Source organism: Polaromonas sp. AER18D-145 (assembly GCF_002379095.1).
Classification (GTDB): domain Bacteria; phylum Pseudomonadota; class Gammaproteobacteria; order Burkholderiales; family Burkholderiaceae_C; genus Polaromonas.
This window is the reverse complement of sequence record NZ_NBZV01000001.1, coordinates 199,424-211,764: the sequence shown is the minus strand read 5'-3', so window position 1 is coordinate 211,764 and position 12,341 is coordinate 199,424. Positions and strand designations below refer to the sequence as shown.

Annotated in this window: 11 protein-coding genes and 1 tRNA gene; 3 read left to right on the top strand and 9 right to left on the bottom strand. The window is 64.0% G+C overall.

The annotated features are described in order from the left end of the window. Positions 1-52 precede the first annotated feature (52 nt). Together B7G52_RS01040 and B7G52_RS01035 are read left to right on the top strand one after the other, a co-directional pair. Entirely contained in the window at positions 53-1,060 is a 1,008-nt protein-coding gene (locus tag B7G52_RS01040; protein WP_096695571.1) for a class 1 fructose-bisphosphatase, read from the top strand. A 23-nt stretch (positions 1,061-1,083) separates the two neighbouring features. Further along, positions 1,084-1,159: transfer RNA gene (locus tag B7G52_RS01035), tRNA-Thr, on the top strand. A 105-nt stretch (positions 1,160-1,264) separates the two neighbouring features. Here the strand turns inward: B7G52_RS01035 and B7G52_RS01030 are convergent. From B7G52_RS01030 to B7G52_RS01000, 7 genes are all read right to left on the bottom strand, one after another. Next, on the bottom strand, positions 1,265-2,128 hold the full coding sequence (locus B7G52_RS01030; protein WP_141397363.1) for a hypothetical protein: 864 nt from the start codon (positions 2,126-2,128) through the stop codon (positions 1,265-1,267). Between the two features lie 221 nt (positions 2,129-2,349). Next, positions 2,350-2,643 carry an addiction module antidote protein gene (locus tag B7G52_RS01025; protein WP_096695569.1) on the bottom strand — a complete coding sequence of 98 codons (294 nt, stop codon included), beginning with the start codon at positions 2,641-2,643 and terminating at the stop codon, positions 2,350-2,352. Beyond that, positions 2,636-2,941, bottom strand: a complete 306-nt coding sequence (locus B7G52_RS01020) for a type II toxin-antitoxin system RelE/ParE family toxin (protein ID WP_096695568.1) — start codon at positions 2,939-2,941, stop codon at positions 2,636-2,638. Before B7G52_RS01020 ends, B7G52_RS01025 begins: the two co-directional genes overlap by 8 nt. 205 nt (positions 2,942-3,146) lie before the next feature. Continuing rightward, complete coding sequence (locus tag B7G52_RS01015; protein ID WP_096695567.1) at positions 3,147-4,406, bottom strand: putative Na+/H+ antiporter; 1,260 nt, start codon at positions 4,404-4,406, stop codon at positions 3,147-3,149. Positions 4,407-4,668: 262 nt separating this feature from the next. Continuing rightward, positions 4,669-5,676 (bottom strand): metal-dependent hydrolase, encoded by a 1,008-nt coding sequence (locus B7G52_RS01010; RefSeq protein ID WP_096695566.1) that lies wholly within the window; start codon positions 5,674-5,676, stop codon positions 4,669-4,671. Positions 5,677-5,805: 129 nt separating this feature from the next. Further along, on the bottom strand, positions 5,806-7,128 hold the full coding sequence (locus B7G52_RS01005; RefSeq protein WP_096695565.1) for a sodium:proton antiporter: 1,323 nt from the start codon (positions 7,126-7,128) through the stop codon (positions 5,806-5,808). A gap of 299 nt (positions 7,129-7,427) precedes the next feature. Then, on the bottom strand, positions 7,428-8,771 hold the full coding sequence (locus B7G52_RS01000; protein WP_096695564.1) for a hemolysin family protein: 1,344 nt from the start codon (positions 8,769-8,771) through the stop codon (positions 7,428-7,430). 23 nt (positions 8,772-8,794) lie between these two features. Between B7G52_RS01000 and B7G52_RS00995 the strand changes: the two genes are divergently transcribed. After that, positions 8,795-9,646, top strand: coding sequence for a symmetrical bis(5'-nucleosyl)-tetraphosphatase (locus tag B7G52_RS00995; RefSeq protein ID WP_096695563.1), 852 nt, complete (start codon positions 8,795-8,797; stop codon positions 9,644-9,646). Between the two features lie 97 nt (positions 9,647-9,743). Here the strand turns inward: B7G52_RS00995 and B7G52_RS00990 are convergent, their stop codons facing one another. Beyond that, entirely contained in the window at positions 9,744-10,649 is a 906-nt protein-coding gene (locus tag B7G52_RS00990; RefSeq protein WP_096695665.1) for a YihY/virulence factor BrkB family protein, read from the bottom strand. 95 nt (positions 10,650-10,744) lie between these two features. Continuing rightward, positions 10,745-12,202 carry a DEAD/DEAH box helicase gene (locus tag B7G52_RS00985; protein ID WP_096695562.1) on the bottom strand — a complete coding sequence of 486 codons (1,458 nt, stop codon included), beginning with the start codon at positions 12,200-12,202 and terminating at the stop codon, positions 10,745-10,747. Positions 12,203-12,341 lie beyond the last annotated feature (139 nt).

Genomic DNA, 12,341 nt, shown 5'->3' with positions numbered 1-12,341 from the left:
CAATCCATGGATCCCGGATCAGGTCCGGGATGACAAACCGAGGAGCTTCACGATGTCTTCAAAAGTATCTCTCACGCGTTACCTGATCGAGCAGCAGCGCATCGACGGCCACATTCCCTCGCAGCTGCGCCTGCTGCTGGAGGTGGTGGCCCGCGCCTGCAAAAGCATCAGCCAGGCCGTCAACAAAGGCGCGCTGGGCGGCGCGCTGGGCACGGCCGGCAGCGAGAACGTGCAGGGCGAGGTGCAGAAAAAGCTCGACATCATCGCCAACGAAGTGTTGATCGAAGCCAACGAATGGGGCGGCCACCTCGCCGGCATGGCGTCCGAGGAAATGGACACCATCTACGTGGTGCCCAACCGTTACCCCAAGGGTGAATACCTGCTGCTGTTCGACCCGCTCGACGGCTCCAGCAACATCGACATCAACGTCAGCATTGGCACCATCTTCAGCGTGCTGAAAATGCCCGAAGACGACCGCGGTGTGGACGAAGCCGACTTCCTGCAGGCCGGCAACAAGCAGGTGGCCGCGGGCTACTGCATCTACGGCCCGCAGACCACGCTGGTGCTGACGGTGGGCGACGGCGTCGCCATGTTCACGCTGGACCGCGAACAGGGCTCGTTCGTGCTGATCGAGGAAAACGTGCAGATCCCCGAAGACACGAAAGAGTTCGCCATCAACATGAGCAACATGCGGCACTGGGACGAGCCGGTGAAACGCTACGTGGACGAACTGCTGGCCGGCAAAGACGGCCCGCGCGGCAAGGACTTCAACATGCGCTGGGTGGCCGCCATGGTGGCCGACGTGCACCGCATTTTGTGCCGCGGCGGCATCTTCATGTACCCCTGGGACAAACGCGAGCCCGAAAAAGCCGGCAAGCTGCGCCTGATGTACGAAGCCAACCCCATGAGCTGGCTGATCGAGCAGGCCGGCGGTGCCGCCACCAACGGCCACCAGCGCATCCTGGACATCCAGCCCGGCAAGCTGCACGAGCGTGTCAGCGTGATCCTGGGTTCGAAGAACGAAGTCGAGCGCGTCACCGCCTACCACGCCAAGCTATAATCGCAGGCTGAATTCAGGAAAACGCCGGTGTAGCTCAGTCGGTAGAGCAGCTCATTCGTAATGAGAAGGTCGGGTGTTCGATTCATCTCTCCGGCACCAATGAAAGCCTCTGTTTCGCAAGGAACAGAGGCTTTTTCACGTAGTCAGTACGTAACCGCTGGCTAGTTATGGTCGCCATACGACCGGTATTGCAAGTGATCCATGTCACGCTACCGCTCTGGACTCCGGTGAAGTAAATGTTTCAAGGCTGGCAAGAAACGCTTCAATTCCCCCGTTTTTTCCCTTCGAAAAGCACTTGGCTATGGGCATAGTCATTCCTGCTTTGGCCATACGCTGACTCATTTTGTTGACGCGATCCACCCAGGGACCATCCAGCAATACGTAATCGCAGGAGTTCACCGGCATTACAGCATGCAAGAAATCCATCACATCGTTATTTGAAAACGATGAGTTTCCATCAAGATTGAATCCACGCATCAGCTCTCCCATAATCATCGTGGTTCTGGGGCGTCCATCGCTAAGCGCTAAATTCTTCGCTTTACGAACGTGAGCCGGGTCGTTGCGAGCCGTCTCAAGGGCTTCCCGAATAATGTTGATGAGACTTTCACTTAAATTTCCAACAGCGACCCCACTAAGGTAGGCCATCTCAAAGAGCCGCTTAATACCTACGTTCAACGCCCCATCTAGTGCGCACTCAGCGAAGAGTTTGAGTTGCCTTACATCGGCGGAAGGCCAGAATCGTCTCTCGTTATTGGCTTCCAATCGCTCCCTTTCCAAAATCTTGTCGAAAGCAAAGTCTGTGAAGTAGATGTTTGGTAGTAGCCGCTCCACGAAGGCGCCAGCGTCTCGGCTATGACCGGGATCTATAGGCCCAGCGAACTCTGCGAATGAAATGTTGGATAGTAATAGCGTCCCACCTGTAGACATGAGAGCATTCACTAATCGATCTTGGGAGACAATATTTTCCGAAAAAAATCGAATAGCCCAATGATCCAGGTAGACGGTCGGTGAATCGAAACTCTGTCTGATAAGGGTGCCATCATCGACTTGAAAGAACTCAATCGGCATTTGGCGTGATCCTTCCAAGGCGAAATGGGTATCAAGAAACAGGTGGCAAGTCCGCATCGCCACTCATGGCGATCTACCACGCTTCCCGAGGGCATTCAAGTTCGCCGGGTTCTGATCATGGTAGCTTCGACTGCTTTATCGGCATCTCAGGTAGCAGCGTGCAGCACAACTATCTCTTGGTCACGCCAAGGTAAAGGAAGCAGTCGCGAATCCGCGCAAACCTAAGCCTGCATCGAAACTTTGGCCGTCAGCTCAATGCCCAGCGCTTTCATGACCGCCAGCGTCGTCTTCAAGGTGGGGTTACCGTTCTCGCTGAAAGAACGGTAAAGCTGCTCGCGAGACAGACCGGTCTGACCTGCAATTTGAGTCATGCCTTTGGCGCGGGCAACAATGCCCAATGCCTTGGCGATGTAGGCGGCGTCGCCGGTTTCCAGTGCGTCGGCCATGAAGAAGGCAATTTCTTCGTCGTTGACCAGCGCGGCTGCAGGATCGTAGGTCGTCAGTTTCTCAGCCATCTTGTTCACTCCATTCTTGAGCCAGTTTCTTTGCCATCGCAATGTCGCGTGCCTGGGAGCCCTTGTCGCCACCACACAGCAACACGACAAGGACATTCCCGCGCTTCTGGAAATAGATCCGGTAGCCGGGACCGTGATGAATCCTGAGTTCGCTGACCCCTTCACCGACGGGCGCAACATCGCCAGGCAAACCTTCGGCCAGACGCATCACCCGGGCGGCGATGAGGGTGCGAGCCCGGCGATCCCTCAGCCGCGCCTCCCATGAGCGGAATGTCTCCGTTTGTTTGATCTCGATCATCGGTTGTAATTGTAGTTTATAAACTACCGACTGACGAGAACCTCCAATCCCGACGGGGGCCTCGGCATTTAGAGCTTTGATCTCTACGTGGCCCTGGAACGGACTTCTCCACTGACCTTGCGAACAAAATCAACTTCCAGCCCTTATCCGACGGGCGCAAGCAGCTATCAATAAGTTAGCAACCGGCACCACCCGCCCTGCCCGGCTACAGAAACAGAAAAGCCGCCGCAGCCACCGCGGTAGGCCCCAAGGCGCCGAGCAGCAGCCCGCCGGCGCCCACGGTTTCGTCGGCGAAGCCGCGTTTGAGCAGGGCCACGCCGGCCGGATTCGGCGCGTTGGCGATCACGGTGAGGCCGCCGCCGGCCACCGCGCCCGCCACCAGCATGTACTTGGACTCATCGGAGATGCCGGCGATCAGCGAGCCCAGGTAGGTCAGCGCCGCGTTGTCGGTGATGGCGGTCAGGCCCAGCGAGCCCATGAACAGCGCCAGTGGCTGCAGGCTGGCCACAATGGGCTGCAGCCACCAGGCCTGCATGCCGCCCAGCACCACCAGCCCGGCGAGGAAGAAGCCCACCAGCAGCGCTTCCTTGATGATCAGCGGGCTCTGGTGCCGTTCATAAGCTTGCGTGAAACCGAGGAACAGCAGAAAGATCGCGAGGAAGGCGACCGGGTGATGCGCCATCAACACCACCGCGGCAAGCAGGACGATGTGCACGGCGACCACCGACAGCGGCATGCGCGCTTCCCCGCCCCTGGGCGCAGGCGGTGTGCGCAGGTGCCGGCGCATCACAAAGGTGGCGGCCGTGGCATTGATCACCACCGCAATGGCCGCCTTCCAGCCGAAGTTGGCCGCCATGAAGGCGCTGTCCCATTGCCAGGCGGCGGCCACCATGAGCACGGGCGGGGCCGCATAAGCGGTCAGCGTGCCGCCGATCGACACGTTGACAAACAACACGCCGAGCGCGAAGTACTTGACGCCTTCCGGCACAGCCGTGCGGAAGATCTGCGGCGCCAGCATCAGGGCCGCGATGGTCATGGCCGCGGGTTCGGTGATCAGCGATCCGAGCAGGGGAACCGCGGCCAGGCCCAGCCAAGCGGTGGCAATCGGGGTGGGCAGGGGCACATGGCGCGCCAAGGTGTTGACCGAGGCCATCACCGCCCGTAAGACAGGCCGTGACGCCGCGATGACCATCACCACGAAGACGAACAGCGGCTCGGTGTAGTTGCGCGACTCGGCATACGCCAGCGCGTCGCCACCGCCGACCAGCAGCGCCATGCTGAGTACCAGCACGATGGCCCAGAAGCCGAAGACCACTTCCACTTCGCCCAGAAGGTGAAAGAGCCCGGCGTGGCGGGGGTAGCGATGCGACAGCCGCTCGAACTGTTTGGCGGCGAAGGTGTGCAGCAGGGCCACGGCAAAAATGGCGGCGGCAATCACCTGGATGGTTTCAGGGGTCGAAGGCATGGGCGCAGGTACTCCGCGTGGCGGCCCGACCGACGCATACCTGCCCTGGCGCGAATGCGCTGACACCCGGGATGGATTTTAACAGGGGCCTGGTGCGGCTTGTTCTTGCCCAAGCGCAGGACAGGCTTCGACAAGCTCAGCCCGAACGGTGGAGCGCCATGAATCGCGAAAAAATCAACAAGCCAAATCGGGCACCAGCCCAATCAAAACCTACGGAAACAGCTATCGAAACAGTAGCAAAAGACAGTACACCCACCGGCCCTCACCGCGGCGGCGGCAGCGGGTCGCCCCACATGCGCCGCCACAGCCAGGGCAAGGCCGTCGCCACATCGGGCCGCGCGCCCTTGAGTGTGGGCACATGGCTTTGCGCGGCGCGGGCTGCGGCGGTGCCGAGGTCGAAGTGGAAGGTGTAGGCCGGCTCCTGGCCCATGCGCAGGTCGGTGACAAACAGGCGGCCACCCGATTCCGACAGGCGGAAAAAGCCGTGGCTGAAGGCGGCGATGCGCGCCACCGGCGGGTCCTGGCCGTGCAGGGTGATCAGGTCGGCGCCGCGGTCATGCGCGGTCCAGGTGATGCGCGGTGAACTGTCGACCAGCGAATAGTGGCCTTCAAAATACTGCGTGGGGGTGGTGGCCACCAGGCGCCACAGCAGCGTGTTGAAGGGCGCGGGCGTCACCAGCAGCGCGTTGGCGGTGATGCCCTCAACCTGCAGCGAGCTGCGCGCCACCCCGGTGGCCTGCTGCTGCGCCAGCACGCTCCAGCCGAGGTAAAGCGTGCTCATCGCCAGCGCCGCCGCGTTCCAGCGCAGGCCGCGGGTGCTTTTGAAGCGCAGCGCGGCCACCACGCCAACCATCAGCGGCACGGTGTAGAGCGGGTCGATGATGAACACGCTGCCCACGCCGAACGGGTAGCTGGTGAACGGCAGCAGCAGCTGGGTGCCGTACACCGTCATGGCGTCGAGCAGCGGGTGGGTGATGAGCGCCAGCCAGAGCGCCAGCCACCAGCGTTTGAACAGCGCAGCCTCGCCGTGCAGGCGCGAGACCAGCCAGGCCAGCGGCGGCGCGGCCAGCGTGAGGTAGAACAGCGCGTGGCTTTCGGCGCGGTGCAGCGTCATGTTGAGGATGGCATTGCCGTGGTCGATGAAGGCGTCCAGGTCCGGCAGCGTGCCGGCCACCGCGCCCCACAACGCGGCCTTCCACACGGCGGTGCGCCGGCCCATGACGGCCACGCTCACGGCCGAACCAAGTGCAATCTGGGTCAGCGAATCCATGGCGGGCAGCTTAACGCTGCGGCCCGCTGGCAGGCGCGGCGGGCGGCCCTTGCCCCCTGGCGGGGACGGGACGTTCTGCCTGCACCGGGCGCCGTGTCACCCGTTCGCATGAAAAAAAGCAGGCCAGCCTCAGGGCACCGGCGTCTGTTTGCTGCGTCGCCAGAAGTAGCCCATCATGGGCTTGACGCTGACCCCATGAAGCAGGATGGACAGCGCCACCACCACCAGGGTCATCTGGATCATCTGCAGGGCCAGGCTCTCGGGCAGCTGGTGCTGAATGGCGTACATCAGGTAATACAGCGAGCCGATGCCGCGCACGCCGAACCAGGCCGTCATGCCGCGAATGCGCCAGGGCGTCGGCGTGAACAACAGGCTGGCCAGCACACTGAGCGGGCGCGCCACCAGAAACAGGAACAGCGCCAACCCCACCGCCGGCCAGCTCCAGGAGGTCAGGAACAGCGAGCCGCCGACCAGCAGCACCAGCATCAGTTCCGACAGCCGCTCCAGGTGTTCCTTGAAGACCAGCGAGCCTTCGCTGACGGTGTGCAAGGAGTCCGGATCGGCGGCGGACCCGGCACTGGCCGGCGCGCCGGTGCCGGCGGTTTCGGTGGCGCCGGCGGCGGATTTGGGTGCGTTCCTCGCCAGCTTCAGTTCGGTCTGGCGCAGCGCCACGGCGGCAAAAAAGACGGCCAGAAAACCCCAGGCGTGCACCATGACGGTCAAGCCGTACACCACGCCGATCAGCCCCAAGCCCAGGAAGTCGTCCAGCAACTCGTGCTTGTGCGGCGCACGCCGGAATTTCCAGCCCAGGCGGGCCAGCGCAATGCCGGCCACGCCACCGATCAGGATTGCGGCCAGCGTGGCCCACACCACATCCACCAGGACCCAGCGCAGGCCGAAGTCGCCGAGTTCGTGCAGGCCCAGCAAGCCGAGCCCCAGCATCACAAAGGGGAAGGCGCTGCCGTCGTTCATGCCCGCCTCGCAGGTCAGGGTAAAACGCAGCTGGTCGCGGTCGCCCGGGTGGCGGATCTGCACGTCGGTGGCGAGCACCGGGTCGGTCGGCGCCAGAATCGCGCCCAGCAGCACGCCGGCGCCCAGCGGCAGGCCCAGCACGTAGAAAGCAAAGGCCGCCACCATGGCGACGGTGAGCGTCATGGACACGGTGGCCAGCAGAATCGGCGCGCGCCAGCGGGTGAAGCTGAAGGGCACCGGCATCTTGACGCCGGCAGAAAACAGGGAGATCAGCACGGCCCCCTCGGTCAGCACCTCCAGCAGGGCCGACTCCTTGAGCGGATTGAAGTGCAGCAGGTTGAGCGCGCTGGGCCCCACCAGCAGCCCCACGGCCAGGTAAATGATGGCGGCCGTGACCGGTGAACGCTTGAGGACGGTGTAGGTCAGGCCCATCACCAGCAGCAGGCCGCCCACCAGCAAGAACCACACGGCGTTATTCATCAGTCAGGCCGTGCCGGGGCCGGCCTCGCAGGGTGCGCAATGGGCGGTGTGAAGGGTTCATGAAGAATGCCCGGCGAACGCGGCCGGGGTGTCTTGTTCCGGTGGGTTATGCCAACAAGGATACCGCGTCCTTCGCAACAGCGGGCACCGCCCTCACGTCTTTACCCGCCGTCCGGGTGGCGCCGGCGGCAGCGCCAGCAAGCCGAAATACTATTGAATCAGTAGCTGCCTGCGCCCGTCCTGATTGGGCTGGAGGCCGAAAACATGGATTTCAGGCGCTTGAATGAGCAGCCTCGGCACTAGGCCGGTTCTGCCGGCTGCCCGGCAATCTGGCTGACCAGCACCTTGTCGATGCGTTTGCCGTCCAGGTCCAGCACCTCAAAACGCCAGCCCGCGGCGTCAACCAGATCGCCGGTGCCCAGCAGGCGCCCCGACACGCTTTGCAGCAGGCCGGCCACGGTGTTGTAGCGGCCCCTGTCCTCGTCGGGCAGCTCCCGGATGTCGAGCCGGGCCTTGAGTTCGGACACCGGCATCACGCCGTCGATCAGCCAGCTGCCGTCGGCGCGGCGCGTGGCCCAGGCGTCCACCTGCGCGCCGGGCTGCAGCTCGCCGGTGATGGCTTCCAGCATGTCCATGGGGGTCATCAGGCCCTGCACCACGCCGTATTCGTCGACCACAAAGACCATGCGGGTGGACTGGGTGCGAAACTGTTCGAGCAGCTCCATGCCGGTCAGCGTTTCGGGTACAAACATGGCCGGAATCGCGTAGGTGTCAATACGATCGGCCAGCGTCGGTGTGGTGCCGGTGCCGGTCTCCTCGCCGACGGGCTGGATCTGGCCGCGCAGGGCCAGCAGTTTGGCCACGTTGACCACACCCACGACGTCGTCGAGGCTGCCGCGGCACACCGGGTACCACGAGTGCCCGGTCGCGCCGGCCTTGACGATGGCCTGCGCCACGGTGTCGCCGGCGTCCAGCCACTCGATGTCCGAGCGCGGCAGCATCAGCGAGGTGAGCAGCCGGTCGTCGAGCAGAAAGACGTTCTGCACCATCTGGTGCTCGTGTTCCTCGATCAGCCCCGCGTCCACGCCCTCTTCCAGGCTGGCGGCGATTTCCTCGTCGGTCACGGTGCGGTCGCCGGCGGTGTCAACACGCAGCAGCTTGAGCACGCTGTGGGTACTGAAGGACAGCAGCCGCACAAAAGGCTTGGCGGCAGTGGCCACCCACATCATGGGGCGCGAGACCAGGCGCGCCACCGTCTCGGGGTAAAGCTGGCCGATGCGCTTGGGCACCAGTTCGCCAAACACAATGGTGATGTAGGTGATGATGGTCACCACCAGTGCCGTGGCCGTGATGTCTGCCGCACGGGGCGAGGCGCCGAAAGTCTGTATCCACGCCGAGAGCCCGCTGCTGAAGGCCGCCTCGCCGATGATGCCGTTGAGCATGCCGATGGAGGTGATGCCGACCTGCACCGACGAGAGAAACTGCGTCGGGTTATCGAGCAGCGACAGCGCGCCCTGCGCGCCCTTGTCACCCGACTCGGCCAGGGCGGTGAGCCTGGCCTTGCGGCTTGCCGACAGCGCCATCTCGGACATGGCAAAAATGCCGTTGAGCAGGGTCAAAAAGGCGATGAGGATGAAATCCATGGATCCAGAGGCAGAATGAACACATGGCACTTTACTTGATTGGCGACCTGCAGGGTTGCAACGAGCCGCTGCAGCGCCTGCTGCGCAGCGTGGATTTCTCCCCCAGCCGCGACACCCTCTACATCCTGGGCGACCTGGTCAACCGCGGCCCGGACTCGCTGGGCGTGCTGCGCAGCCTGTCCGGCCTGGGCGATGCGGCGCAGTGCCTGCTGGGCAACCACGACCTGAACCTGCTCGGCATCCGCCACGGGCTGCGCAAACCACACCGCAGCGACACCGTGCAGCAGGTGCTGGACGCGCCCGACTGCGACCCCCTGCTCGACTGGCTGCGGCACCGCCGCATGGCCATGCTTGAACACGGCTGGCTCATGGTGCACGCCGGCGTGCTGCCGCAATGGAGCGCCGCACAAACCATGGCGCTGGCCGGCGAAGTGGAGCAGGCATTGCGCGGCCCCGACCTGGCAGGTTTTTTGAAAGCGATGTACGGCAACACGCCCAACCAGTGGCAGGACACGCTCGCCGGTGCCGAGCGGCTGCGCGTGATTGTCAATGCCCTGACACGCATGCGTTTTTGCACGACCGACGGCGCCATGGAATTTGCCACCACCGGCAGCACGCAGACGGCGCCCCCCGGTTACCTGCCGTGGTTTGAAGTCCCCGGCCGGAAAACCGCCGGTCTGCCCGTCGCCTTCGGCCACTGGTCCACGCTGGGCGCCGACACCGTGGCCAGCGGGGCCGGCCTGCTGGACAACACCCTGCCGCTGGACACCGGCTGTGTCTGGGGCGGTTGCCTGAGCGCGGCGCGGCTGGGCAGCAGGCCCGGTCAGTTCGAGTTGATCCGCGTGCCCTGTCCGCAAGTTCAGGCGCCGGACTGAACGCGGCCGGACATTCAAGGGCTTCAGGCCTCCAGCCCAACAAACACCTGCGCCAACAGCTATCAATAAAATAGCATGCCAGCAGCCCGTCAACCGCTCAGGCGGGGGCCGGGACGGCCTTCCTGAGCGCCGCCTCGTCGGACAGGGCGCGCGCCACACTGGCCGAGAGCAGCAGCACCGCCGACGAGAAGTAGATCCACATCAGCAGCACCACCAGCGAGCCGGCCGCGCCGTAGGCCGACACCACGGCCGCGGTCGACAGGTAAATCGCCATCAGGTACTTGCCCAGCGCAAACAAAATGCCGCCAGCGATGCCGCCCATCACCAGGTAACGCAGCGAAGGTTTGGGCCCGGCGCTCATGCGCATCAACGCGACGAACAGCCCCGCGGAAAAACCCATGGAGACCAGCTCGTTGATCGCCACCGCAATACTTTCGAGCGGCATGTAGATGCCGGCCCAGGTGGTCAGAAAGCGCAGGATGGCCGAGATCGCCAGCGAGACCAGCAGCAGAAAACCGAAGGCCAGGATGTAGGCAATGCCGCGCACGCGCAGCGACGCGCTGTACCACCACTTCTGCTGCGGCGGCACGCCGGTGTCCTGGCGCCAGAGCCGTTCGAAGGCGTCCTGCAGTTCGGCAAACACGCCGGTGGCACCCGACAGCAGCAACACAAACGCGATCCCCGAGGCCAGCAGCCCCTCCGACGGCTCCTGCGCGCTGGCGAGCGCCTGCTTGATCATCTGCGCGCCCTGCTCGCCGATCACGCCGCCTATCTCCCGGATCAGGCTGCTTTCGATGTAGCTGCGGTCGAGCCACCAGCCCAGCACGGCCACCAGCAGCACCAGCAGAGGCGCGAGGCTGAGAATGCCGTAGAAAGACATGGCGGCGCTCATGCGCAGGCCGTCCGCGTTCATCCACAGGTCGACGGCGCGACCCACCGGACGGAACAGGGTGGGAAAGGAAGAACGTTGGTAGGCGCGGCGCAGGCCAGCGTACGAGGGCATCATGGCCTCAGCTTAGCGTGGCTGGCTGCGCAAAACCATCAGACGCCTGCGCGGGAAACGGTAGGCCCCGGCCGACTGCCGGCGGGCCCGCCGCCTCAGCTGCCTGTCTTGAACAGTGCAGCAACCTTTTTCTTCGGCTTGATGTTGGCCGACACGCCGCGTGAGGCGCCGCCCTTGGCGGCCGCTTCCCAGGCCGGCTGCGCTTCGGCCGGCAGGCTGGATTCGTAAGGCTTGTCAAAGAAGGGGTCGCGCGAGGCCGACTGGCGTTGCGGCGGCGCCTCGCGGCGTTCACGGCGCTCCGGCCTGTCGCGCGGGGCTTCGGCCGCTTCGCGCACAGGCTGGTCGCCGCTGTCGCGGTACATGCGCCGGCCGTCGTTGATGCGGCCCTGCTCCTTGATGCGCGGCTGGTCTTCGTCGAACTCCATGGGTTCGAGCTCGATCTTGGTCTTGATGAGTTTTTCGATGTCGGTGACCAGGCGCTGGTCGCTGGCGGCCGCAAAACTCACCGCCAGGCCCGAGGCGCCGGCGCGGCCAGTGCGGCCAATGCGGTGCACATAGTCTTCCGCGTTGAAAGGCACGTCGAAGTTGAACACCGCCGGCACGTCCTTGATGTCCAGGCCGCGCGCGGCCACATCGGTACACACCAGCAAATCAACTTCGCCGCTTTTGAAAGCCTCGAGTGCCTTCAGCCGCTCGTCCTGGCTTTTGTCGCCGTGCAGGGCGGTGGTTTTCAGGCCTTCGCGCTCCAGGGAGCGGGCCAGGCGTGCGCAACCGAGCTTGCTGTTGACAAACACAAAGGCCTGCTTGATGCCGCGGGTTTTGAGCACCTGGTGCAGTGCGCGGCGCTTGTCGTCGGCACTGACGGCGTAGAAATGCTGCTCCACCGTGGACGCCGTGGCGTTGGAACGCGCCACCTCGATCGTCACCGGGTCCTGCAGGTAGCTGGACGCCAGGCGCTTGATCTCGGGCGAGAAGGTGGCCGAAAACAGCAGGGTGATGCGCTGCTTGGGCAGGTAGCTCAGGATGCGCTGCAGGTCGGGCAGAAAGCCGATGTCCAGCATGCGGTCGGCCTCGTCGAGCACCACGTATTCCACCTGGTTAAGCACGGTGTTCTTGGCTTCGATGTGGTCCAGCAGGCGGCCCGGTGTGGCCACCAGCACCTCCACGCCTTTTTTGAGTTCCAGCGTCTGCGGCTTCATGTCCATGCCGCCGAACACCACCGTGCTGCGCAGGTTGGTGTACTTGGCGTAGAGCCTGACCTGCTCGGCCACCTGGACGGCAAGCTCGCGGGTCGGCAGCAGGACCAGGGCGCGCACCGGGTGACGCGCCGGCGAGGTGGACGCGTTGTCGTGTTTCATCATGCGCTGCAGCAGCGGCAAGGCGAAAGCGGCGGTTTTGCCGGTGCCGGTCTGGGCGGCGCCCATCACGTCCTTGCCCTGGAGAACGACCGGAATGGCCTGCTCCTGGATGGGGGTCATGGTTTCGTAGCCCATTTCGGCTACGGCGCGGGCCAGCGGTTCTGCCAGCGAAAGGTTCGAAAAAGAGGATGTCATTTAGCCTGCTATTGTCGCACTTTGGGCGATCAAGGCATTTCCGCCGGCCCACCGCCCGGCCGGGCCTGCGGATGGCTGGTTTTCCGCCGCCTGTTTGCTATTCATTTAATAGCTGCTTGCGTAGACAGGACGGGGGCCG

What these genes read in the sequence shown, in the direction of transcription:
- B7G52_RS00990 (WP_096695665.1), bottom strand. Translation starts at nt 10,649, where the DNA reads ATGCCCTCGTACGCTGGCCTGCGCCGCGCCTACCAACGTTCTTCCTTT.
- B7G52_RS01025 (WP_096695569.1), bottom strand. Translation starts at nt 2,643, where the DNA reads ATGGCTGAGAAACTGACGACCTACGATCCTGCAGCCGCGCTGGTCAAC.
- B7G52_RS01015 (WP_096695567.1), bottom strand. Translation starts at nt 4,406, where the DNA reads ATGCCTTCGACCCCTGAAACCATCCAGGTGATTGCCGCCGCCATTTTT.
- B7G52_RS01030 (WP_141397363.1), bottom strand. Translation starts at nt 2,128, where the DNA reads ATGCCGATTGAGTTCTTTCAAGTCGATGATGGCACCCTTATCAGACAG.
- B7G52_RS01040 (WP_096695571.1), top strand. Translation starts at nt 53, where the DNA reads ATGTCTTCAAAAGTATCTCTCACGCGTTACCTGATCGAGCAGCAGCGC.
- B7G52_RS01005 (WP_096695565.1), bottom strand. Translation starts at nt 7,128, where the DNA reads ATGAATAACGCCGTGTGGTTCTTGCTGGTGGGCGGCCTGCTGCTGGTG.
- B7G52_RS01000 (WP_096695564.1), bottom strand. Translation starts at nt 8,771, where the DNA reads ATGGATTTCATCCTCATCGCCTTTTTGACCCTGCTCAACGGCATTTTT.
- B7G52_RS00995 (WP_096695563.1), top strand. Translation starts at nt 8,795, where the DNA reads ATGGCACTTTACTTGATTGGCGACCTGCAGGGTTGCAACGAGCCGCTG.
- B7G52_RS00985 (WP_096695562.1), bottom strand. Translation starts at nt 12,202, where the DNA reads ATGACATCCTCTTTTTCGAACCTTTCGCTGGCAGAACCGCTGGCCCGC.
- B7G52_RS01010 (WP_096695566.1), bottom strand. Translation starts at nt 5,676, where the DNA reads ATGGATTCGCTGACCCAGATTGCACTTGGTTCGGCCGTGAGCGTGGCC.
- B7G52_RS01020 (WP_096695568.1), bottom strand. Translation starts at nt 2,941, where the DNA reads ATGATCGAGATCAAACAAACGGAGACATTCCGCTCATGGGAGGCGCGG.